The sequence below is a fragment of the Streptomyces sp. MspMP-M5 genome, assembly GCF_000373585.1.
GTDB lineage: Bacteria > Actinomycetota > Actinomycetes > Streptomycetales > Streptomycetaceae > Streptomyces.
This window is the reverse complement of sequence record NZ_KB891918.1, coordinates 226,236-248,268: the sequence shown is the minus strand read 5'-3', so window position 1 is coordinate 248,268 and position 22,033 is coordinate 226,236. Positions and strand designations below refer to the sequence as shown.

18 protein-coding genes are annotated in these 22,033 nt (G+C 73.5%); 10 read left to right on the top strand and 8 right to left on the bottom strand.

The genetic code is table 11. The features are described from left to right. Positions 1–19: 19 nt before the first annotated feature. Positions 20–1,225 (bottom strand): sugar kinase, encoded by a 1,206-nt coding sequence (locus B073_RS0130175; RefSeq protein WP_018541816.1) that lies wholly within the window; start codon positions 1,223–1,225, stop codon positions 20–22. A 275-nt stretch (positions 1,226–1,500) separates the two neighbouring features. Here B073_RS0130175 and B073_RS0130170 point away from each other — a divergent pair, with 275 nt between their 5' ends. The 4 genes from B073_RS0130170 (at position 1,501) to B073_RS0130155 (ending at position 6,387) form a co-directional block, all read left to right on the top strand. Then, positions 1,501–2,790, top strand: coding sequence for an amino acid deaminase (locus B073_RS0130170; protein WP_018541815.1), 1,290 nt, complete (start codon positions 1,501–1,503; stop codon positions 2,788–2,790). A 114-nt stretch (positions 2,791–2,904) separates the two neighbouring features. Then, positions 2,905–4,530 (top strand): N-acyl-D-amino-acid deacylase family protein, encoded by a 1,626-nt coding sequence (locus B073_RS0130165; protein WP_018541814.1) that lies wholly within the window; start codon positions 2,905–2,907, stop codon positions 4,528–4,530. A gap of 141 nt (positions 4,531–4,671) precedes the next feature. Further along, positions 4,672–5,883 carry a pyridoxal phosphate-dependent aminotransferase gene (locus tag B073_RS0130160; protein ID WP_026247867.1) on the top strand — a complete coding sequence of 404 codons (1,212 nt, stop codon included), beginning with the start codon at positions 4,672–4,674 and terminating at the stop codon, positions 5,881–5,883. A gap of 84 nt (positions 5,884–5,967) precedes the next feature. Beyond that, positions 5,968–6,387, top strand: a complete 420-nt coding sequence (locus B073_RS0130155) for a hypothetical protein (protein WP_018541812.1) — start codon at positions 5,968–5,970, stop codon at positions 6,385–6,387. Between the two features lie 305 nt (positions 6,388–6,692). On the opposite strand, the gene B073_RS0130150 is transcribed toward B073_RS0130155, so the two are convergent. Further along, positions 6,693–8,510, bottom strand: a complete 1,818-nt coding sequence (locus B073_RS0130150) for a phosphoenolpyruvate carboxykinase (GTP) (RefSeq protein ID WP_018541811.1) — start codon at positions 8,508–8,510, stop codon at positions 6,693–6,695. A 239-nt stretch (positions 8,511–8,749) separates the two neighbouring features. Here B073_RS0130150 and trhA point away from each other — a divergent pair, with 239 nt between their 5' ends. Together trhA and B073_RS0130140 are read left to right on the top strand one after the other, a co-directional pair. After that, positions 8,750–9,490, top strand: coding sequence for a PAQR family membrane homeostasis protein TrhA (gene trhA / locus B073_RS0130145; RefSeq protein ID WP_018541810.1), 741 nt, complete (start codon positions 8,750–8,752; stop codon positions 9,488–9,490). Between the two features lie 354 nt (positions 9,491–9,844). Further along, positions 9,845–10,471 (top strand): TetR/AcrR family transcriptional regulator, encoded by a 627-nt coding sequence (locus B073_RS0130140; RefSeq protein ID WP_018541809.1) that lies wholly within the window; start codon positions 9,845–9,847, stop codon positions 10,469–10,471. Here B073_RS0130140 and B073_RS41515 read toward each other — a convergent pair. From B073_RS41515 to B073_RS0130120, 4 genes are all read right to left on the bottom strand, one after another. Next, complete coding sequence (locus B073_RS41515) at positions 10,461–10,652, bottom strand: hypothetical protein (protein WP_158690251.1); 192 nt, start codon at positions 10,650–10,652, stop codon at positions 10,461–10,463. The two genes, B073_RS0130140 and B073_RS41515, sit on opposite strands and share 11 nt — an antisense overlap. A gap of 39 nt (positions 10,653–10,691) precedes the next feature. After that, positions 10,692–12,047, bottom strand: coding sequence for an amidase family protein (locus tag B073_RS0130130; RefSeq protein ID WP_018541807.1), 1,356 nt, complete (start codon positions 12,045–12,047; stop codon positions 10,692–10,694). A 127-nt stretch (positions 12,048–12,174) separates the two neighbouring features. Then, entirely contained in the window at positions 12,175–13,179 is a 1,005-nt protein-coding gene (locus B073_RS0130125; protein ID WP_018541806.1) for an MDR family NADP-dependent oxidoreductase, read from the bottom strand. Positions 13,180–13,320: 141 nt separating this feature from the next. Further along, positions 13,321–15,369, bottom strand: coding sequence for a thioredoxin domain-containing protein (locus B073_RS0130120; RefSeq protein WP_018541805.1), 2,049 nt, complete (start codon positions 15,367–15,369; stop codon positions 13,321–13,323). A gap of 204 nt (positions 15,370–15,573) precedes the next feature. Here B073_RS0130120 and B073_RS0130115 point away from each other — a divergent pair, with 204 nt between their 5' ends. Next, positions 15,574–18,855: a tetratricopeptide repeat protein gene (locus tag B073_RS0130115; protein WP_018541804.1), complete on the top strand. Its 3,282-nt coding sequence runs from the start codon at positions 15,574–15,576 to the stop codon at positions 18,853–18,855. Between the two features lie 245 nt (positions 18,856–19,100). On the opposite strand, the gene B073_RS0130110 is transcribed toward B073_RS0130115, so the two are convergent. Both B073_RS0130110 and mca read right to left on the bottom strand, forming a co-directional pair. Further along, the gene (locus B073_RS0130110; protein WP_018541803.1) at positions 19,101–19,349 is read right to left on the bottom strand and encodes a hypothetical protein; all 249 of its coding nucleotides are present in this window, start codon (positions 19,347–19,349) and stop codon (positions 19,101–19,103) included. 4 nt (positions 19,350–19,353) lie between these two features. After that, positions 19,354–20,226 carry a mycothiol conjugate amidase Mca gene (mca, locus tag B073_RS0130105; protein ID WP_026247866.1) on the bottom strand — a complete coding sequence of 291 codons (873 nt, stop codon included), beginning with the start codon at positions 20,224–20,226 and terminating at the stop codon, positions 19,354–19,356. 130 nt (positions 20,227–20,356) lie between these two features. On the opposite strand from mca, the gene B073_RS0130100 reads away from it, so the two are divergent. From B073_RS0130100 to B073_RS0130090, 3 genes are all read left to right on the top strand, one after another. Next, positions 20,357–20,773 carry a DUF4307 domain-containing protein gene (locus B073_RS0130100; protein ID WP_018541801.1) on the top strand — a complete coding sequence of 139 codons (417 nt, stop codon included), beginning with the start codon at positions 20,357–20,359 and terminating at the stop codon, positions 20,771–20,773. A gap of 259 nt (positions 20,774–21,032) precedes the next feature. Continuing rightward, positions 21,033–21,530 carry a transcription elongation factor GreA gene (gene greA, locus B073_RS0130095; protein WP_018541800.1) on the top strand — a complete coding sequence of 166 codons (498 nt, stop codon included), beginning with the start codon at positions 21,033–21,035 and terminating at the stop codon, positions 21,528–21,530. Between the two features lie 95 nt (positions 21,531–21,625). Beyond that, positions 21,626–22,033: a hypothetical protein gene (locus B073_RS0130090; protein WP_018541799.1), complete on the top strand. Its 408-nt coding sequence runs from the start codon at positions 21,626–21,628 to the stop codon at positions 22,031–22,033.

Here is a 22,033-nt window from a genome sequence, read left to right as displayed (position 1 = left end):
GTTCGCTCGCTGTGCTCGCTCACTGTGTGTGCACCTCCTGGTCCGCGGCCTCCATGGCGTCCGTCCAGCCGGGGCCGAGGTGCAGTGTCCCCCAGGCGTCGTCGTCGAGCGCGGCCAGGCGGTCGGCGAGGGGCCGGGCGGGGGGCGGGGCGAGGTCGCCGGGGACGGTGAGGGCGGCGGCGGCCCACAGGTGGCCGTGCCGGACCCGGGTGCGCAGCGGCAGTCCGCGCAGGGTGGCGGAGAGGAAGCCGGCGGCGAAGGCGTCGCCCGCGCCGACCGCGGCGACCACGTCGACGGTGGGGGCGGGGACGAGGGTGCCGGCGGGGGCGTCGTCGTGGCCGGGGGCGCCGGGGGCGTGCCGGAAGACGAGCGCGCCGGCCCGGCCGAGCTTGACGACGAGGGTCTCCGGCTCGGGCAGCGCGGCGCGGACGGCCCGGGGGTCGGGCAGGCCCCAGGCGGCCTGGGCCTCGTCGGCGCCGACGAAGACCACGTCGGCGGCGCGGGCGAGGTCGAGGAGGACTCGCGGCCCCCGGGGGCCGGACCACAGGCGCGGCCGGTAGTTGACGTCGAAGGAGAGCAACGGGCGCCGCGGAGCGTCCAGGACGACGCCGCCGGGTGACGGGTGGGGCCGCGGCGTCCCGGGTGACGGGTGGGGACTGCCGGCGCGCAGCGCCGCCGTTGGGGGGTGGTGGTCGGGTGACGGGTGGGACATCAGGGCGCGCAGCAGGTCGAGGCAGTCGGCGGAGAGCGCGGCGGTGATCCCGGAGAGGTGGAGCACCCGGCCGGAGCGGAGGGCGGCGAGGTCCATGGTGGCCGGGCCCATCGCGGAGGCGGCCGAGCCGGTGCGGTAGTAGACGACTTCGTGGGCGTCGGTGGCGCGGTCGCCCGCGGTGCGGAAGTAGATGCCGGTGGGGCGGGCGGGGTCGCGGCGGACCGCGCGGGTGTCGACGCCGTGGCCGGCGATCTCCCGGACGAGGTGGTCGCCGAAGCCGTCGGCGCCGACCCGGGAGATCCAGCGGGTGGGGTGGCCGGCGCGGGCGAGGGCGCAGGCGACGTTGGACTCGGCGCCGCCGATGGCCCGTTCGAAGGCGGGGACGTCGGAGAGCGGGCCGGGGGCGGTGGGCAGGAAGGTGACCATGGACTCGCCGAGGCAGACGACATCGACGTCCGGGGCGGCGCCGTCCGCCGGGACGGGGGTGTCGCCGGCATTCGAGGACCTGGTCACGATCGGTTGCACTCCTTCGCTGGGTCGCCGCCGGGGCCCCTGCTCGTGGCCCGTCGGGGAGTTCGGGGGAAGTGGCCGTCCCCACTGCATGCACCGGACCGTCCCGCGGCCGGTGCGCCACCGGCTGCTCCGTCCGCCCGCGGTGGCGCGTTTCCATGGCCCGTCCCGGGGTTTTCTGAACCATTGACCGGGCGATGGCCCGGATGTTAGACAGCGGTTAGCGATATGCGCAATGGGCGTTGCACAGACTGCAACACGGGCTTTGAGGAGGCTGCATGGCCGGCGAGCGGCTCGCGCGGGAACTCGGGAACCTCGCGGACGACAAGGTCGATCACCGCTTCAAGGCGCTCCCGCCGGACGCCTCCGGGCGCACCGTCGGAGAGCTGGCCGCCGAGCGCCGCAATCTCTTCACGGACGGCTTCACCACGCCCGTACTCGCCCTCTCCGCCGAGTCGGTCGAGCACAACCTCGCGCTCCTGGAGACCTACACCGCCCGGCACGGCCTGGCCTTCGCCCCGCACGGCAAGACCTGCATGGCCCCGCAGCTCTTCGCCCGCCAACTGGCGCACGGCGCCTGGGGGATCACCGCGGCCGTCCCCCACCAGGCGCGCGTCTACCGCGACTTCGGCATCCAGAAGATCTTCCTGGCCAACGAGGTCGTCGACGCCGCCGCGCTGCGCTGGCTCGCCGGCGAACTCGCCGCCGACCCGGACTTCCGCTTCGTCTGCTACGTCGACTCCCTGCGCGGTATCGCGCTGATGGACGAGGCGCTGCGCGCCGCCGAGGCCGTCCGCCCCGTGGACGTCGTCATCGAACTCGGCGCCGGCGAGGGCGCCCGGACCGGCGCCCGCAGCGAGGCCGAGTGCCGCGAACTCGCCGACGCCATCGCGGGCGTGGACACCCTCCGCCTCGTCGGCGTCGCCGGCTACGAGGGCGAGGTGCCGGACGCCGACCACGGGCGCGTCACCGCCTGGCTGCGCCGGCTGGTCGCGCTCGCCGCCGACCTCGACGCCTCCGGGCGCTTCACCGACCTCGACGAGATCATCGTCAGCGCCGGCGGCAGCGCGTGGTTCGACGCGGTCGCCGAGGTCTTCGCGGAGCTTCCCGAGCTCTCCGCGCCGGTCCTCAAACTGCTGCGCTCGGGCGCCTACGTCTCGCACGACGACGGGCACTACCGTCACCTCACTCCCTTCAACCGCGTCCCCGAAGAGGGGGCGCTGCGGCCTTCCTTCCGGCTCTGGGCGCAGGTCGTCTCCCGGCCCACCCCCGAGCAGGCGTTCCTCAACGCGGGCAAGCGGGACGCGGCGTACGACCTCCATCTGCCGCAGGCGCAGGTCGTGCGCTCCGGCCGGGACGGCACCGAGCGCCCGGCGGCCGGCCTCACCGTCACCGGCCTGTCCGACCAGCACGCCTGGGTCCGCACCGAGCACGCCGGGGACCTGGAGGTCGGCGACTGGGTCGGTCTGGGTCTGTCGCATCCGTGCACCTCCTTCGACAAGTGGCAGCTGATTCCGCTGGTCGAGGAGGACGGGACGGTCGTCGATTTCATCCGCACGTTCTTCTGATACCCGCGGGGGTGCGCCACCCGCCCCGGACCACCCCCGACACCTCCCTGATCGCACCCTGACCCGGACCCCGAGCCCCGACCCCGGCCCGGCCCCGAGAAAGGCGGCCCGCGCATGGACACCGTGCTCCGCGACGTCCACGTCCTCGACGGGTCCGGCGGGGCCGCCTACCGCGCGGACGTCGCGCTGGCCGGCGGCCGGATCGCCACGATCCACCGGGCGGCGGACGGCGGCCCCCGCCCGTCCGCCGCCCGCACCGTGGACGCCGCCGGCCTCGCCCTCGCCCCCGGTTTCATCGACATGCACGCGCACAGCGACCTGGCGCTGCTGCGCGACCCCGAGCACACCGCGAAGGCCGCCCAGGGCGTCACCCTCGAAGTCCTCGGCCAGGACGGCCTGTCCTACGCCCCGGTCGACGACCGCACGCTCGCCCAGGTGTGCCGCACCATCACCGGCTGGAACGGCGACGGCACGGACGTCGACTTCTCCTGGCGCACGGTCGGCGGCTACCTCGACGCTCTCGACGGCGCGCACGGCGGCCGCGGCATCGCCGTCAACGCCGCCTACCTCGTCCCCCAGGGCACGGTGCGCATGTACGCCGTCGGCTGGGACGACCGCGCCCCCTCCCCCGCCGAACTCGGCACGATGAAACGGCTCGTCGCCGAGGGCCTGGCCCAGGGCGCGGTCGGCATGTCCTCCGGCCTGACCTACACCCCCGGCATGTATGCCACGGACGCCGAACTCACCGAACTGTGCCGGGTCGTGGCCGCCTACGACGGCTACTACTGCCCCCACCACCGCAGTTACGGCGCCGGGGCGCTCGCCGCCTACGAGGAGATGATCGCGCTCGCCCGGGACGCGGGCTGCGCCCTGCACCTGGCCCACGCCACGATGAACTTCGGTGTGAACAAGGGGCGGGCCGCCGACCTGCTCGCCCTGTTGGACACCGCCCTCGCCGAGGGCGCCGACATCACCCTCGACACCTATCCGTACACCCCGGGCTCCACGACCCTCGTCGCGATGCTGCCGAGCTGGGCCAACGAGGGCGGCCCGGAGGCGACCCTGGCCCGGCTCCGGGACGAGGAGAGCGCCGAGCGCATCCGCCGCGACGTGGAGGAGACCGGCTCGGACGGCTGCCACGGCGTACCGGTCGACTGGGACACCGTCGAGATCTCCGGGGTGACCGACCCCGGGCTCGCCTCCTGCGTCGGCCGGACCGTCGCCCGGTCCGCCGCCCTGCGCGGCGAGCCCCCCTGGACCACCGCCCGCCGCCTGCTCATCGAGGACCGCCTCGGCTCGACGATCCTCCAGCACGTCGGCCACGAGGAGAACGTCCGGGCCATCATGCGGCACCCCGTACACACCGGCGGCAGCGACGGCATCCTCCAGGGCGCCAAGCCGCACCCGCGCGCCTACGGGACGTTTCCGCACTACCTCGGCCACTACGCCCGCGACCTCGGCGTCCTCTCCCTGGAGGAGACCGTCGCCCACCTCACCTCCCGCCCCGCCGCCCGGCTGCGGCTGCCCGACCGCGGCCTGGTCCGCGAGGGATACCGGGCCGACCTGGTCCTCTTCGACCCGGAGACGGTCGCCGCGGGCGCCACCTTCGACGCCCCGCGCACCCCGCCCGTCGGCATCCCGCACGTCCTGATAGACGGCCGCTTCGTCATCAAGGACGGCCGCCGCACCGACGCCCTGGCGGGCCGCGCCATCCGCCGCACCCCGGGACGGCACCGCTAACACCGCGCCCCTCCTGGGGCCCCACGACGAAATCAACACCCGCCCCACCCGTCACACCCCGTGAGCGATTCCGCACCCCGTGCCGCCCGCGTGGTGAAAACCACCCGGCGGGCTTCCCTACGCCCCCGTAGAGTGGCCGTCATGCAGGTGATCCAGTCAACGAAGCTCGCCAACGTCTGCTACGAAATCCGCGGCCCGGTCCTCGAGGAGGCCATGCGGCTGGAGGCGGCGGGTCACCGCATCCTCAAGCTGAACACCGGCAATCCGGCCGCGTTCGGCTTCGACTGCCCGCCCGAGATCCTGGAGGACATCCTCCGCTCCGTCGGCACCGCGCACGGCTACGGCGACGCCAAGGGCCTGCTCTCGGCCCGCCGCGCGGTGGTGCAGCACTACCAGACCAAGGGCGTCGAGCTCTCCGTCGACGACGTCTATCTGGGCAACGGCGTCTCCGAGCTGATCCAGATGTCCATGCAGGCACTGCTGGACGACGGCGACGAGGTCCTCGTCCCGGCCCCGGACTACCCGCTGTGGACGGCCTCGGTCTCGCTCTCCGGCGGCACCGCCGTGCACTACCGCTGCGACGAGCAGGCCGACTGGATGCCCGACCTCGCCGATATCGAGCGCAAGGTCACCGACCGCACCAAGGCCATCGTCGTCATCAACCCCAACAACCCCACCGGCGCGGTCTACGACGACGAGCTGCTGCGCGGCATCGCCGAGCTGGCCCGCCGGCACAACCTCATCGTCTGCGCCGACGAGATCTACGACAAGATCCTCTACGACGGCGTCACCCACACCCCGTTCGCCTCACTCGCCCCAGACCTGCTGACGCTGACCTTCAACGGCCTGTCCAAGGCGTACCGCGTCGCCGGCTACCGCAGCGGCTGGCTGGCGGTCTGCGGCCCGAAGGCGCACGCCTCCTCGTACATCGAGGGGCTGACGATCCTGGCGAACATGCGGCTGTGCGCCAACATGCCCGTACAGCACGCGGTCGCCACGGCGCTGGGCGGCCGGCAGTCGATCAACGACCTGGTGCTGCCCGGCGGCCGGCTGCTGGAACAGCGCGACGCCGCCTACGAGCTGCTGACCCGGATACCGGGCGTCAGCTGCGTCAAGCCCAAGGGCGCGCTCTACGCCTTCCCCCGGCTGGACCCCAAGGTCTACAAGATCAAGGACGACCGGCAGATGGTGCTGGACCTGCTGCGCGCCGAGAAGATCATGATCGTCCATGGCACCGGCTTCAACTGGCCCGAGCCGGACCACTTCCGCCTCGTCACGCTGCCCAACACGGACGACCTGACCGACGCCGTCACCCGAATCGGCGCCTTCCTCGACGGTTACGGTCAGTACTGAAGCGGAGCGAGTTCTATACGACCCTCAACTTTAGACAGCGTCTAAGCTAGGATGGTCTCCTGGACTTTTTCAGGAGGCCGTCCCATGTACGAACCGATCCGCACCAAGTCGGTCCACACCATGGCCGTCGCCCCGGGGATCCCGCACCGCTCCCGCGACGAGGAGCTGACCATCCGGCTCGCCGGGCAGTTGACCGCCCTGCTCACCGTCACCGATGAGCTGCACGCGCTGACCGAGTGCGCCACCGACCGCGCCGCCCTGGCCTCGGCGGCCGACCGCATCGCCGCCGAGGTCACCCGGCTGAGCGGCCACCACCCACTGCGCGCCGAGCCCTCCGGCACCGACGACCGGACCCGTATCCCGGCCCTCCGCCAACGCGCCCGCACCCTGGCCGGCAACGCCCTGGCCGTCGCCACCTCACGCGACGACGCCGCCGCCCTCACCCTGGCCGAGGAACTACTGGCCATCCACACCCCGACCACCCCGGACCTCGCCACCGCCTGACGGCCCGCCCCAAAAAACACCCACCGCCCCGCACAACACCCCCGGCCCCACCCCCAACTCACCGTCTTTCCCACCCCAACGGGAGGGGACGGGCCGGAGGGGGTGGTGTGCCGGACGTAAAGCGAAGCAGTCCGGCACACCACCCCCGCAGGCCCGTCACCGCACCCAACAGCCCCGCGCAGCGGACAACAGCCAAGCGCCGCCAGGCGCAACAAGGCGAACCCCTACGGCGGGAAAGCCGACAACGTGGGAAGCCAGCCAAGCGCAGCGGACCGGCGGGAAAGCCGACACCGTGGCGCGCGCCGTCAGGCCAGCCTCCTCACAAGCGCCCGGTACTCGTCCCACAGCTCCTTCGGCGCATGCTCACCAAACGTGTTCAGGTGCTCGGGGACCAGTGCCGCCTCCTCCCGCCACACGTCCTTGTCGACGGTGAGCAGGAACTCCAGGTCCGCATCGGAGAGTTCGAGGCCCTTGGTGTCCAGCGCGTCCTTGGTGGGCAGCACGCCGATCGGCGTCTCGACGCCCTCGGCGGTGCCCTCCAGCCGCTCGACGATCCACTTGAGCACCCGGCTGTTCTCGCCGAAGCCCGGCCACACGAAGCGGCCCGTGTCGTCCTTGCGGAACCAGTTGACGTAGTAGATCTTCGGCAGCTTGGCCTGGTCCTTGTCGGCCCCGACCTTGATCCAGTGCGCCATGTAGTCGCCCATGTTGTAACCGCAGAACGGCAGCATGGCGAACGGGTCGCGACGCAGCTCGCCGACCTTGCCCTCGGCCGCGGCGGTCTTCTCGGACGCCACGTTGGCCCCGAGGAAGACCCCGTGCTGCCAGCTCAGCGACTCGGTCACCAGCGGCACCGCGCTGGCCCGGCGGCCGCCGAAGAGGATGGCCGAGATCGGCACGCCCTTGGGGTCCTCCCACTCGGGCGCGATGGTCGGGCACTGGGCGGCGGGCACCGTGAAGCGGGCGTTGGGGTGCGCGGCCGGGGTGCCGGACTCGGGCGTCCAGTCGTTGCCCTTCCAGTCCGTCAGGTGGGCCGGGGTCTCCTCCGTCATGCCCTCCCACCACACGTCGCCGTCGTCGGTGAGGGCGACGTTGGTGAAGACGGCGTTGCCCCAAAGGGTCTTCATGGCATTGGCGTTGGTGTGCTCGCCGGTGCCGGGGGCGACGCCGAAGAAGCCCGCCTCGGGGTTGATCGCGTAGAGCCGGCCGTCCTCGCCGAAGCGCATCCAGGCGATGTCGTCGCCGATGGTCTCGACCGTCCAGCCCGGGATCGTCGGCTCCAGCATGGCGAGGTTGGTCTTCCCGCAGGCGCTCGGGAACGCCGCGGCGACGTACTTGGCCTCGCCCTGCGGCGGGGTCAGCTTGAGGACGAGCATGTGCTCGGCCAGCCAGCCCTCGTCGCGGGCCATGACGGAGGCGATCCGCAGCGCGTAGCACTTCTTGCCGAGCAGGGCGTTGCCGCCGTAGCCGGAACCGTACGACCAGATCTCGCGGGACTCGGGGAAGTGCGAGATGTACTTGGTGGAGTTGCACGGCCACGGGACGTCCTGCTCACCCTCGGCGAGCGGGGCGCCGAGGGTGTGCACGGCCTTGACGAAGAAGCCGTCCTCGCCGAGCTCGTCGAGGACCGGCCGGCCCATCCGCGTCATGGTGCGCATCGACACGGCGACATAGGCGGAGTCGGTGATCTCCACCCCGATCGCGGACAGCGGGGAGCCCAGCGGCCCCATGCAGAACGGGACGACGTACATCGTCCGGCCCTTCATCGCGCCGCGGAAGATCCCCTGCTCGCCCGTGAAGATCTCCCGCATCTCTGCGGGCGCCTTCCAGTGGTTGGTCGGGCCGGCGTCTTCTTCCTTCTCGGAGCAGATGAAGGTGCGGTCCTCCACACGCGCCACGTCCCTCGGGTCGGAGGCCGCGTGGTACGAGTGCGGGCGCTTGATCGGGTCGAGCTTCTTGAAGGTGCCCTTCTCGACGAGCTCTTCGCACAGCCGCTCGTACTCCGCCTCCGAGCCGTCGCACCAGACGACCCGGTCGGGCTGGGTGATCGCCGCTATCTCGTCGACCCAGTCGAGCAGGGCCTGGTGCCGGGTCGGGGTGGGAGCCGCGTTGTCGCGCGCCACGATCGCTCCTATATGAGGGGTTTTTGTCGGCTTCGGGCCTACAAGGCCAGAAAACCGCTTCTTTTGCTTGTCTGCCCCTTGGGGGCTGCGACCCGGATGCTTCGTGACCGCTCATCCGGTGCCGACCGCACTCATTTGATCATCCGATCCCGATTCGGATCTGTCCAGGGGGCGCAGTGGTGACCGTCACCACTTCCGGTCGAATCCGTAACTTACGGTTGCGTAGGTAGCATTGCGCCATGACTTCCGCGCCTGACGCCGCCGAGAGCCGCCCCCCTGCCGCGCCGTCCAGCACCGATTCCGGTTCCGGGTCCCCGGTCGCCGCGATCACCGCCGCGGCCGCGCCGCTCAAGCCGAAGCTGCGCGGCTGGCTGCACGCCGGAATGTTCCCCGCCGTCCTCCTCTCCGGCATCGTGCTGACCGCGCTCGCCGACAGCCCCCGCGGCCGCCTGGCCTGCGCGATCTACACCGTCAGCGCCTGCCTGCTGTTCGGCGTCAGCGCCCTGTACCACCGCGGCAATTGGAGCCCGCGGATCGGCGGAGTCCTGCGCCGGCTCGACCACGCCAACATCTTCCTGATCATCGCCGGTACCTACACCCCGCTGACGCTGCTGCTGGTGCCGGGCACCCATGGGCAGGTGCTGCTCTGGGCCGTCTGGGCGGCCGCGCTGGCGGGCATCGCCTTCCGGGTCTTCTGGGTCGGCGCCCCGCGCTGGCTCTACACCCCCTGCTATATCGCGATGGGCTGGGCCGCCGTCTTCTTCCTGCCCGACTTCCTGCGCACCGGCGGCATCGCCGTGCTCGTCCTCGTGATCGTCGGCGGACTGCTCTACAGCGCGGGCGGCGTGATCTACGGCATCAAGCGCCCCAACCCGTCACCGCGGTGGTTCGGCTTCCATGAGGTCTTCCACTCCTTCACGCTTGCGGCGTTCGTCGTGCATTACGTCGGCATCTCGCTGGTGGCGTATACACATCGCTGAGGCGGGCCGGACCTGCGCGAACGGCACCGCGGGGCGGCGGCTCGGTCTCCCGGCCACCGCCCCGCGCCACCCCGCCCGCGGCAGCGAGGCCGCGGCCACCCGCCACGTCAGGACCGCCAGGCCCGCCACCACCAGGGCCGTCACCAGCATCCCGCCGCCCAGCAGGAAGCCGGCGACGCACAGCGCCGCGGCAAGAGCGGCGTATCCATGCACCACGGATCGCATCACGAACCCCCTTTCGAAGTCACTTACAGTGACCATTCCCGCGCCACAGCGTGACACACCCCACTGACAATCAGAGCTGTGTCAAAGCGCCGCGCGCCCACCGCACGGCGGGTGGGGACAATGAGCCGCATGGCCTCCGCACACCCCACCGCCGCGCCGCCGCCCGGCAACCCGAAGCCCGGACTGCGCGAGCGGAAGAAGCTCCAGACCCGGCAGGCGATCCGCCGGGCCGCCTTCCGGCTCTTCGCCGAGCAGGGCTACGACGCGACCCCCGTGGACCGGATCGCCGCGGCCGCGGAGGTCTCCCCCAGTACGGTCTTCCGGTACTTCCCCGCCAAGGAGGACATCGTCCTCACCGACGACTACGACGCCCTGCTGGAGCGCGGGATCCGCGACCGCCCGGCCGGCGAGCCGATAGCCGAGACGCTGCGGCACGTCACGGTCGGGATCATGCGCGGCATCAGCGCGGCCGACCGCGGCGAACTCGTCCAGCGCATCCGGCTGTTCCGCGACGTGCCGGCGGTCCGCGGCCGCACCGCCGAGATCACCGCCCGGCACATCGACACCGTCAGCGCCGCACTGGCCGAGCGCACCGGCCGCCCGACCGACGACCTGGGGATCCGGGTCGTCAGCGCGGCGGCGCTGGCCGCCCTCCAGGAGGCGCTGCTGCGCTGGGCCGAGGACAGCCGGGCGGCCGACCCCGAGGACCTGATCCACCGCTCGATGGACATCCTGGCCGCCGGCCTCACCCTGTGAGCGAGCGGTCCCCCCGTGCCGGGCCGCCCGGCCGGTCGGCGGGCTCCCCCAGGCGCGCGGCCAGTCCCGCCCGCACCCGGGACAACCGGGCGATACGGCCGTCGAGTTCGGCCGGCCGGCGCCGGGCCACCGCCTCGGCCACCGCACAGCGCTCCGCGCCCGGCTCCTTCCCCCCGATCACCTCCGGCACGCCCCTGTGCCCCCGTTGGCGTGCGCCGCGCTAGATCCCGGCGCGGGAGCCGGTCGTCGCGTCCAGTACGCGTTCGACGCCGGCCGCCCAGGACAGGAGTTCCTCGTCCGCGCCGGAGCGGCCCACCAACTGGAGCCCCAGCGGCAGCCCGTCGGCGGCCCGGCCGGCGGGCAGGCTCAGCGACGGCAGTCCGGCGTTGCTCCACGGCAGGCACATGATCGAGGTGCCCGTGGTGGTGAGGTCGGCGGGCGCGGGCCCGGTGGCCGCCGGGGCGATCCACAGGTCGACGCCGGCGGCCGCCCCGTCCGCCGCGAGCCGCTCGCGGAAGGCGGCGCGGCGCTCCCGGGCGGCCTCATAGGCGGCGTCCCCGATCGCCTGGCCCTCCTTGATGGCCGTTGTGGTCTGCTCCCGGTAGAGGGCTCCGTGGCGGGCGAACCACTGGGCGTGGGCGCGGGCGACCTCGTAGCGGTTCATGGTGAAGAGCTGCTCGACGATCTCCGCGAAATCGGCCATCACGGGCACCTCGCGGACCTCGTAGCCGGCCGCCGCCAGGGCGTCCCGCTGGGCGGCGAAGGCCCGCAGCGCCTCGTCGCCGGCGCGCTCCAGATAGGGGCCGGCCGGCACCCCCAGCACCGGTGTCCGCCCCGTTCCGGCCGCGCCCTCGGGGCCGTCGCCGTCCGCGGTCTGCCACCCGTCGCAGAGCACCGGGGCGGCCAGCGCGATCCCCGCCACCTCCGTCGCATAGCACCCGAGGGTGTCGAAGCTGAGCGCGTTGGGGATCACGCCGTCGAGCGGGATGCGCCCGTAGGTCGGCTTGAAACCGACCACGCCGCAGTAGGCGGCGGGCCGGATCATCGAGCCGACGGTCTGCGTCCCGATGGCCAGCGGGACCACCCCGGCGGCGACCGCGGCCGCCGAGCCGCTGCTCGAACCCCCGGGCGTGTGCGCCGGGTTGTACGGATTGCGGGTCGGCCCGGGCGCGGTCACCGCGAACTCCGCGGTGACGGTCTTGCCCGCGATCAGCGCGCCCGCGGCCCGCAGCCGGTCCACGACGGCGGCCTGCGGACCGGTGAGTTCCCCCGGCGCCAGCGCCGAACCGGCCCGTGTGGGCAGCCCGTCGACGTGCACGATGTCCTTGATGCCGACCGGTATGCCGTAGAGGGCAGGGCGTCCGGCGGGGCCCGGCGGGCCGGCCGCGGCCAGCTCCCGGGCCGCCGCCAACAGCCGTTCGCGGCGCCCCGGTTCGGGCACGAACGCCTCGATGACGGGGTCCACGGCGTCGAGGCGGTCGCAGGTGCGACGCACCGCGTCGAGGGGCTCGTCCGCACCGGACCGCAGCGCCGCGGCCTCCTGGACGAGAGAACGGCTCCCGAGCAACGTGGTCACCCGTGCAGGCTACCTCCGGGACCGGGGCCCGCTGGGGGGAAGGACCTCGTCATGTGCCGCCGGTTCCGCCGCCCCCGCGGGGGCGGCGCTCCCGTATGCCGCGCCCTTGCCGCATCCTTGCCGTGTTCTACAACTCCACGATGACAGAGCCCAGATGGCGTCCCGCGATCAGCTCCTGGAGTGCCCGCGGGGCCTGCTCGATGCCGTGGAGCCGGGCGTGCGGGAAGGTGAGGGTGCCCTCGCGCAGTCCCTGGGCGAACAGCTCGTTCCACTGGGGGACGAGGTCCCGGTGGTCGTAGAGGGAGACGCCGCGCATGGTGATGCCCCGGGAGACCAGCGACAGGGTGTCGATCGGCGTGGTGGTCGCCGGCCCGTCGGAGAGCTGGGTGGCCAGCGCGCCCACCAGGGCGAGCCGGGCGCCGCGCTTGGCGACCGCGAGCGCGGCCTGGAGCTGCTCGCCGCCCACGGTGTCGAAGAGCGCGTCGATGCCCTCGGGGGCGGCCGCGCGCAGCTGCTCCTCGATGGGCCCGGCGCCGCGGACGACCACCGCGTCGTAGCCGAACTCCGTGCGGAGCCGCTCGGCCTTCTCCGGGGAGCCGGTGCTGCCGATGACCCGGGCGGCGCCGCGCAGCTTGGCGAGCTGGCCGGCCATCAGGCCGACGCCGCCCGCCGCGCCGGTGATGAACACCGTGTCGCCGGGCCGCACTTCGGCGCCGCGGTCGATGCCCATCAGGGCGGTGGGGCCCTGCGAGAGGTAGCCGGCCGGGTCGGGCAGCAGCCCGGGGTCGAGGCGCCGGACCGCCGCAGCGTCCACCAGGGCGTACTCGCGCCAGCTGAGGCGGTGCTCCACGAGGTCACCGGCCTTGAGGTCGGTCCCCGGGGCGGCGACCACCTCGCCGATCGCGGAGCCGTTCAGCGGCTCGCCGACCACGAAGGACGGCATGGGGAGGGTGGTGTGCTCGTCCATCAGGGTGCGCATCACGGCGGTGACGGACATCAGGGAGTTGCGTACCAGGACCTGGCCCTCGGCCGGTTCCGGAACGGGGACCTCCACGATCTCGAAGAGGTCGTCGGTGACCGGGCCGGTGGGGCGGGCGGCCAGGCGTACTTCACGGTGCGTGCGATTCGTCATGCCTTGAGGCTAGAACCTGACGCGCACCTCAACTTCAATCCGGTCGCTGGTCCCAGGACTTCGGGCGGGGGCCGGCCCACAGAAGGGCCGGCCCCACCGAAGAGTCGGCCCCACCGAAGAGTCGGGCCCCGCCGGCCGCCCTCAGGAGCGCAGGCGCTCCGCCAGCTCCTCCGGGTCCGTCGTCGGCTGTTCGCAGGCGAAGTGGCGGCACACGTAGGCGGCGGGCCGGCCGTCGACCAGCGGGCGCGCCATGAGCAGCGGCACCTCGGCTGCGCCGTCCTCCCTGGGGGCGCCCAGTGCCACCACCGTCCCGGGGGCGGTGCCCAGCAGCGCGGCGCGGTGCAGCGCGCGGGTGGCCGGGTCGTCCGGCGGGCCGACCACGGCGACCTCGCGCGGCCCGTCCAGCGCGGCCTCGGCGACCGCCAGCCCCCAGCCGATGAAGCGCGGCGCCCGCCCGCCGAGGGCGGTGACGACGCCCAGGGCGCGCTCCGCGGCGTCCCGGTGGAGGGAGCTGCCGGTCAGCGCCGCGTACGAGAGCAGCGCCCCGGCCGCGGCGGTCCACCCGGAGGGCGTGGCGTTGTCGGTCGGGTCCTGAGGGCGGCGGATCAACCGCTCGGCGTCGGCGGCGGTGTCGTAGAGCGTGCCGTCCGGGGCGGTGAACTGCACCAGGACGGTGTCCAGCAGGAAGCCCGCGAACTCCACCCAGACGCCCTCCCCGGTGACCGAGGCCAGCGTCAGCAGGCCCTCGGCGACGTTGGCGTAGTCCTCCAGGACACCGGAGTTGTTGCCGGGCGTGCCGTCCCGGGAGGTGCGGTGCAGCCGGGCCTGCCAGTCCATGTGGACGCGGACGAGCAGGTCGGCGGCGTCGGTGGCGGCCTGGACCAGGTCGGGGCGGTCGAAGTAGGCGCCGGTCTCGGCGAGCGCGGCGACGGCCAGCCCGTTCCAGGAGGCGACGATCTTGTCGTCGCGCCCCGGACGGGGGCGCTCCGCACGCGCCGCGAGCAGCCGCTCCTTGACCGACGCCACCCGCGCGGCATCCGCCAGGCCACCCGTGTCGGGGAGTTGGAGGACGGAGGCGCCCTCCTCGAAGGTGCCCTCCTCGGTGACGCCGAAGTACGTGGCGGCGAACTCCGCGTCCCGCTCCCCCAGGACGGCGCGCAGCTGCTCCGGCGTCCATACGTAGTACGCGCCCTCGGTGTGCCGTCCCGTCCCGTCGTCGCTGTCGGCGTCCAGCGCGGAGGCGAAGCCGCCCTGGGCGGTGCGGAGTTCGCGGACCATGAAGTCGGCGGTCTCCAGGGCGATCCGGCGGGCCAGGTCGGAGCCGGTGGCGCGCCACAGGTGGGCGTGGACGCGGCACAGCAGGGCGTTGTCGTAGAGCATCTTCTCGAAGTGCGGAACGGCCCATTCCCGATCGACGGAGTAACGGGCGAAACCGCCGCCGAGCTGGTCGTACATCCCGCCACGGGCCATGGCCGCGCAGGTCGCCTCGACCATTTCCAGGGCGCCGGCGGACCCCGTCCGGGCGTGGTGGCGCAGCAGGAACTCCAGCACCATGGCCGGCGGGAACTTCGGGGCGTCGCCGAACCCGCCGTGCACCGCGTCGAAGGCCCGGGTCAGCCCCATCAGGGCACCGGCCAGCTCCTCGGGGCGCGGCGGCCGCTGGTCGCCCTTGGCCAGCGACTCGGCCAGCGAGCGGCCCGCGAGGTCGGCGACGATCCGGCCGGCGACCTCGCCGACCTCGTCGCGCCGGTCGGCCCAGGCGCTGCGGACCCCTTCGAGGACCTGCCCGAAGGACGGCATGCCGTGGCGCGGCGCGGGCGGGAAGTACGTGCCGAAGTAGAAGGGCTCGGCGTCGGGCGTGAGGAAGACGGTCATCGGCCAGCCGCCCTGCCCGGTGGCGGCCTGCACCGCCTCCATGTAGACGGCGTCCACGTCGGGCCGCTCCTCGCGGTCGACCTTGACGGCCACGAAGTGCTCGTTGAGCAACGCCGCGAGCTGCGGATCCTCGAAGCTCTCGTGCGCCATCACATGGCACCAGTGGCACGAGCTGTAGCCGACGCTGAGCAGCACCGGCACGCCGCGCCGCCGAGCCTCCTCGAACGCCTCGGCGGACCACGGCCACCAGTCGACGGGGTTGTCGGCGTGCTGGAGCAGATACGGGGAAGTCTCATGAGCCAGGCGGTTCGGCATGAGGCCATCCTCTCCCAACGGGGCCGCGGGTGCCGGGAGAGGCGGCGGTTGTCCACAGCCCTGCCGGAATCGGCCCGGGCGCGGAAGACTGTCCGCACGGCGGTGATCACACCGCGGCGGCACGGCCGGCGCGGGCGGGTTCCGGTGAGCCGCCGGCGACTGCTGGACCGCCAGGATGCTGGCGACTGCTGGAGGGGGAAGGGCATGCCGGGCGAAGGGGCGGGGCTGCGCGACGGCCACCGCAAGGACGCGGATGCGCTGCTGGCGCGGACGGTCGAGGAGGAGGTGCGCCGCTCGGGCGGCCGGCTCGACGGGCCGGCGCTGCTGGGCCGGGCCCGGGCGGGCCTGGACGAGCTGGCCGCCGCCGCGGCGGAGGAGTACGGGGCGTATGTGCGCGCGCTGGACGAGGCAGCGGCCGGCCGGCGGCCGCTGGCGCAGCGGCTGTCGCGCAAGGAGCTGGCCACCCCGGTGGTGGCCTCCGCGGTGGCCGCGGCGGCGGCCCTGGGGGTGGATCTGGCGTACGGCACGGGCGGCGGGCCGGCGCTCGGTGCGGGCCTCGCGGCCCTGGTGGCGGGCGCGGCGGCCGCGGTCGTGAAGCTGACCGCCGGCCACCTCCCGGCGGCGCACCGCCAGGCCGGGATGCGGGGCCAGCCCGGCGGCCCGGAGCAGCTGCGGCTGCAGTGGCTGACGGCGCTGGAGGTGCGCGGCGTCCGGCCGTTCCTGGACCAGCAGCGGATGCTGACCGCGGCGGCCCGGGGCGGTGGCCCGTCCACGGCCCAGCCGGCGGGGAAGGGCTCCCGGGGGCCGCAGCTGCGCGGCGCGGACCGCAGCGCGGCGGCCCGCCGGCGGTCGGTCCTGGAGCGGTCGTTCGCCCAACTCCCGCAGGCGGAGGGCCCGTTCGCCGGCCGCCGGGCGGAGCTGGCGCGGATCGCCCAGTGGGTGCAGGCCGGCCGGGCGAGCACGGAGACCCGGCCGACGGTGGTGGTGCTGCACGGCGAGCCGGGCTCGGGGCGGACGGCGCTGGCGGTGCGGGCGGCACACCAGCTGCGCGATCAGTTCCGCGGCGCGTGCCTGGTGGATCTGCGTGGCGACACCCCCGGCGAGGTGCCGCTGCCGACCCGGGACGCGCTGCTGCACCTGCTCAACCGCCTGGGCGCGCCGCGCGAGCAGCTGCTCTTCCGCGAGCGCCCCTCCCAGGAGCAGCACGTCCGCCGGCTCACCGAGATCTACCACCAGCATCTGACCGGGCTCCCGGTGGCGGTGCTGCTGGACGACGCCTCGGACGCCGAGCAGGTACGGGCCCTGGTGCCGGAGCGCTCCGACAGCCTGGTCCTGGTCACCTCCCGTACGCCGTTGGAGCTCCCCGCGGACCTGGCGGCGCGGGTGCACCACCTCCCGGTGGCCGCGCTGGACGCGGCGGGCGTCGAGGAGCTGCTGCGGTCGGCGGCCCCCTCCGGGCCGGAGGCGGCGGACGGCACGGGTCCGTACGACGCCCAGGCGCTCGACCGGATCTCCGAGCTGTGCGCCGGCCTGCCGCTGGCACTGCGCGCGGCCGGCTCCTCACTGGGCACCCGCTCCCCCGCCGCGCTGGCCCGCGAGCTGGCGGCGACCGACGCCGCGGGGCCCGTGGAGCGGGTGCTGGCGCTGCGCTACGCCGACCAGCCGCCGCAGGCCCGGCAGTTGCTGCGCCGGCTGGCCCTGGTGGGGCGGGCGAGCCTGGGCGTGGCCGCCGCGGCCGCGCTGCTGGGCGTCCCCGACGCGGAGGCGAAGCGCCGGCTGACGGAGCTGGCCGGGGCCGGTCTGCTGGAGCACGTCCGCGGCGCCCGCTACCGCCTGCACCCCCTGGTGCACCGCTTCGCGCACACCCGGCTGACGGACGAGGAGGAGCCGGCCGAGCGCGCCGCGGCCCAGGAGCGGCTGATCCGCGGCTACGCGGAGCTGGCCGACGCGGTGATCCGGCTGGTCGACGGCAACACCTCCACCCGCGCCGACCGCTTCGGCCCGCACGGCTTCCCGTCCCTGGACGCGGCCCTGCAGTGGCTGGACGACGAGACCAGCTTCATCACCGCCGCCCTGCGCCACGCCGACCAGGAGGTGGACCAGGACGCCGTCTCGCATCTGCTGGGCGCACTGTGCGACTACTGCCTGCTGCGCGGCGACCTCTACCGCCTGGGCGAGCTCAGCGAGTTGACCCAGGCGGCGGGCCGGGGGCTGCTGGTGCGCTCGGTGCAGTGGCGGACCGGCGTCGCGGCCCGCCAGCTCGGCGAGCTGGACCGCGCCCGGACGACGCTGTCATCGGTGGTCGACCTCTATTTCGAGGCACAGCACCCGGTGGGCGCGGCCCGCGCGCTGCGCGATCTGGGCATCACCCTCCAGCAGCAGGGCAGCCTCACCGAGGCCGCGGCGAAGCTGCGGGAGGCGCTGGATCTCCAGGCCGGCCCGGAGATGCGCGGCGACCGTGCCTGGACGCTGCACGCGCTGGCCGCGGTGGAGCGCGACCGGGGCCGGCTCCCCGAGGCCCTGGAGATGCTGCGGGAGTCGCTGGCGCTCCATGAGGAGAGCGAGAGCCTGCACGGCCAGGCGTGGGCGCACTTCCAGCTCGGCCAGGTCCGTCTGCGGCAGGGCGACGTCCCGCGCGCCGAGGAGGCGCTGACGTCCGCACTGGAGCTGTACGGCCGTACGCACGACGACCGCGGCACGGCCTGGGCGATGACCCAGCTGGCGCGGGCCCGCCTGGCGGCCGGCGATCCGGGCGCGGCCGCCGACCAGCTGCACCGGGCGCTGCCGCTGCACCGCCAGCACGAGGACGCCCGCGGCGAGGCGTGGACGATGTTCCACCTGGGCCAGGCGCTGGAGGAGCGCGGTGAGCGCGATGCGGCGCTGCGCCAGCTGGAGCGTGCGCGCAACATGTTCAGCCGCATGCAGGACGCCTACGGCCTGGCCTGCGCCCGGCACCACGCGGGCCGGGTGACCCGGGACCTGCGGGCCGAGCAGACGGGTTCGCTGCGCAACAGCGGCTTCGCCCGGCAGCTGCTCCAGGACGCCCGGAAGGACTTCCAGCGGATCGGGGTGGCGCACGGCGAGGCGTGGTCCGTGCTGGAGCTGGTGGTCGTCGACGCCGGGAACGGCCGGGCCGCCCAGGCGCTGGCGCTGGCCGACGAGGCCGCGGAGCTCTTCGCCGGGTACGGCGACCGGCGCGGGGAGGACTGGGCGCGGTTCCTGCGGTGCACGCTGCTGCCGTTCGCCTCGCCGGGCGGTTCGGTGATCGGCACGGCGGTGGCCCAGGAGGAGCTGGCGCAGCTGGTGCGGGAGCGGCACGACGGCCGGGACGCCAAGCTGGCGGAGTCCGCGCAGACCTTCGCGCTGCTGCTGGAGCGCGGGATCGAGCCGGAGACGGGGTGGCAGGGCTGGCGGCTCGGCATGGTGCCGGACCGTCAGGCCAGGGAGATCATGGCGATAGCCGCGGCGCCCGCGGCCGCGGAGTGACACCGGCGGCCCGGTGACGGCGGCCGCGGACTGACGGCGGCGCGCGTGCCGCCCGTCGGCATGCCGAATCCCCGGCGTGCAGGGCCCCCGGCATGCGGAGTCCCCGGCCCGCGGTACGGCTCGCCGACCGCTCGGATCGGCGAGCCGCCGGGCCGGTCCGCCGGCCGCTGCCGAACGGCCGGCTCGGTGACCGCCACCCGGTCCGCACGCCCGCGCCCCGGGCCCGCCGGCCCGGCGCCGGGCCGTCAGCCGGTCTTCGGCTTGGGGGCCGCGGCGGCCGGGGCGGCGGTGTCCGCCTGGCCGTCCTCCGGGGCCTCCTCGAAGTCCACCTTGCGCATCTGCTTGTTCATGGACTTCATCAGCAGCCACACGGCACCGCCGATGACCGCGAAGACGATGAAGCCGAGGACGCCGGGGGTCACCTTGTCCTTGTCGAAGCTGTCGGCAAGGGTGACGAAGTGCGTCAGGGCGAGGGTGCTGGTCGCGCTCATCATGGGCTCAATTGTTGCGGATGCCCGCGAAGAGGTCGTCCTCGGGGAGCGAAGTGTCCACGCGCGACTTCGCGAGCTCGTATTCCTCCGTCGGCCAGACCTCGCGCTGGATGTCCATCGGCACCCGGAACCACCCGCCGTCGGGGTCGATCTGGGTGGCGTGGGCGATCAGCGCCTTGTCGCGGATCTCGAAGAAGTCGGCGCAGGGGATGTAGGTGGTCAGCGTGCGCTCACGGCGCTCGAACTGCTTCCAGCGCTCCAGCCACTCGCCGTAGGGCGACTCCATGCCGCGCTCCAGCAGCGCCTCGTGCAGCGCGATGGTGCGCGGCTTGTTGAAGCCCTGGTTGTAGTAGAGCTTCTGCGGCTGCCAGGGCTCGCCGGCCTCCGGGTACTTCTCCGGGTCGCCGGCCGCCTCGAAGGCCACCATCGAGATCTTGTGGGTCATGATGTGGTCCGGGTGCGGATAGCCGCCGTTCTCGTCGTAGGTCGTGATGACCTGCGGCTTGAACTCACGGATCAGCTTCACCAGGCGCTCGGCCGCGGCCTCGACGTCCTGGAGGGCGAAGCAGCCCTCGGGCAGCGGCGGCAGCGGGTCGCCCTCGGGCAGCCCGGAGTCGACGAAGCCCAGCCACTCCTGCTTGACGCCCAGGATCTCCCGGGCCTCGTCCATTTCCTTCCTGCGCACCTCGTGGATGTGCTCCTCGATGTACGGGTCCCCCTGGAGCTTGGGGTTGAGGATGGAGCCCCGCTCGCCCCCGGTGCAGGTGACGACCAGCACGTCCACCCCCTCGGACACGTACTTGGCCATGGTGGCCGCACCCTTGCTCGACTCGTCGTCGGGGTGGGCGTGGACCGCCATCAATCGCAGCTGCTCAGTCAAGACTCGATCCTCAGTGAAAGGCCGGAGAAGATGCCTCCTATAGTGACCGAAGCGAGGGGGCGCTGTATTCCCTGGGGCGGGGACCCCCCGGGGGTCCGACGACTCCCGGTCCCGAGCAGGAGGATGGATCATGGCCGCGGTGCGCGAAGGGCTCCCCGAGGGACGCTACGGCCGCTCCGCGGACCAGCGCGCGGACCGCAAGCTCAAGATCGTCGGCTCGGTGCTCGGCGTGGTGCTGCTCGGCGTGGTCGGCTGGCTGGGCGTCTCGTACATCACCGGGCAGGACCTCAGCGGCCGGATCATCACCTGGGACGCGGTCTCCGACCACGAGGTGAAGATCCATCTCGAAGTGGTCAAGGACAAGGACGACACCGGCGTGTGCACGCTCCGTTCGCAGGCCACCGACGGCTCCGAGGTCGGCCGCAAGGACGTGACCGTCGACCAGCGCTCCGGACAGGTCGACACCGAGGTCACGCTGCGCACGACGAAGCGGGCGACCAACGCCGTGCTGGTCGGCTGCACCGGCTCCGCGGCCGGCAAGAGCTGACCCCCGCGGGACACCCGGGGCGGCCCGGCGTACCGTCGCCCCGCACCGCGCCGAAGCCCCCGGTGACTCGAACGGCCGATCCCCGCACCCGGCCGGATCGCCCCTGATCAGCGACGATGCGATCTCCCGCGAACACTGTGAAATTCCTCTTCCCCCTTTTGTGCCGGAATTGTTAGGCTCGTGGTTTCGCCCACCTGTGAAGGCGCAAACCTTCCTGGTAGGGCGTTTGATTTATCCCCAGTACCGACGAGGAGCACCTGTGACCCAGACCAGCGAGAACGTCACCTGGCTGACCCAGGAGGCGTATGACCAGCTCAAGGCCGAGCTGGAGTACCTGTCTGGTCCCGCACGCGCCGAGATCACCGAGAAGATCCAGGCGGCCCGCGAGGAAGGTGACCTGAAGGAGAACGCCGGGTACCACGCGGCCAAGGAGGAGCAGGGCAAGCAGGAGCTGCGCGTCCGCCAGCTCAAGCAGCTGCTGGAGTCCGCGAAGGTCGGCGAAGCCCCCAAGGCCGACGGCACGGTCGCCCCCGGCATGGTCGTCACCATCGCGTTCGACGGAGACCCGGACGACACTCTGCGGTTCCTGCTGGCCTCGCGCGAGTACGCGAGTGCGGACATCGAGACGTACTCCCCGCAGTCGCCGCTGGGGAACGGCGTGAACGGCAAGAAGATCGGCGCCGACGCCGAGTACGAGCTTCCCAACGGCAAGAAGGCGACCGTGAAGATCCTCGACGCCAAGCCCTACACCGGCTGAGCCGGCGCGACACGCGGATCCCACAAGCACAGCGGAAGCGGCCCGGAGCACTCGCCTCCGGGCCGCTTCCGCGTGTGCGGACGGGGCGCCGAGCGGTGGCGGCCTTGGTGTCCCAGGGCCCGGCCAAGGTCCGCCAGCGCCTGGACCAGGTCGACGACGACCCAGACCGGCGCCGGCTGGACGACGGCGGGTTCCTCCAGGAGTCGGAGGACACGGTGGACACGGCCGGCCGGGCCTCCGCCGGAGCGGCCGACCGCGAGGCCCTGCGGGCCGGGCGGGACCTGATCGACCAGGCGTCGAAGCAGGACCGGCGGGTGCTCGGCTGGGCCCGGGTGACCGACGGCAATCCATGTGCCTTCTGCGCCATGCTCTTCATGACGCCTCAGGCTCCCGACTACGACCGCCAATGGCAGGCGGTCACCCGCGGCATGACCGGCGCGGAGGCCCGGCGGGCATGGCGTCGCCGCACCGCGGCGTCCAGTGGGCACTGGCCAGGCACATGA

Coding starts and splice junctions, on each gene's coding strand:
- B073_RS0130170 (WP_018541815.1), top strand. CDS start 1,501: ATGGCCGGCGAGCGGCTCGCGCGGGAACTCGGGAACCTCGCGGACGAC.
- B073_RS0130165 (WP_018541814.1), top strand. CDS start 2,905: ATGGACACCGTGCTCCGCGACGTCCACGTCCTCGACGGGTCCGGCGGG.
- B073_RS0130160 (WP_026247867.1), top strand. CDS start 4,672: ATGCAGGTGATCCAGTCAACGAAGCTCGCCAACGTCTGCTACGAAATC.
- B073_RS0130155 (WP_018541812.1), top strand. CDS start 5,968: ATGTACGAACCGATCCGCACCAAGTCGGTCCACACCATGGCCGTCGCC.
- trhA (WP_018541810.1), top strand. CDS start 8,750: ATGACTTCCGCGCCTGACGCCGCCGAGAGCCGCCCCCCTGCCGCGCCG.
- B073_RS0130140 (WP_018541809.1), top strand. CDS start 9,845: ATGGCCTCCGCACACCCCACCGCCGCGCCGCCGCCCGGCAACCCGAAG.
- B073_RS0130125 (WP_018541806.1), bottom strand. CDS start 13,179: ATGACGAATCGCACGCACCGTGAAGTACGCCTGGCCGCCCGCCCCACC.
- B073_RS0130120 (WP_018541805.1), bottom strand. CDS start 15,369: ATGCCGAACCGCCTGGCTCATGAGACTTCCCCGTATCTGCTCCAGCAC.
- B073_RS0130115 (WP_018541804.1), top strand. CDS start 15,574: ATGCCGGGCGAAGGGGCGGGGCTGCGCGACGGCCACCGCAAGGACGCG.
- B073_RS0130110 (WP_018541803.1), bottom strand. CDS start 19,349: ATGATGAGCGCGACCAGCACCCTCGCCCTGACGCACTTCGTCACCCTT.
- B073_RS0130100 (WP_018541801.1), top strand. CDS start 20,357: ATGGCCGCGGTGCGCGAAGGGCTCCCCGAGGGACGCTACGGCCGCTCC.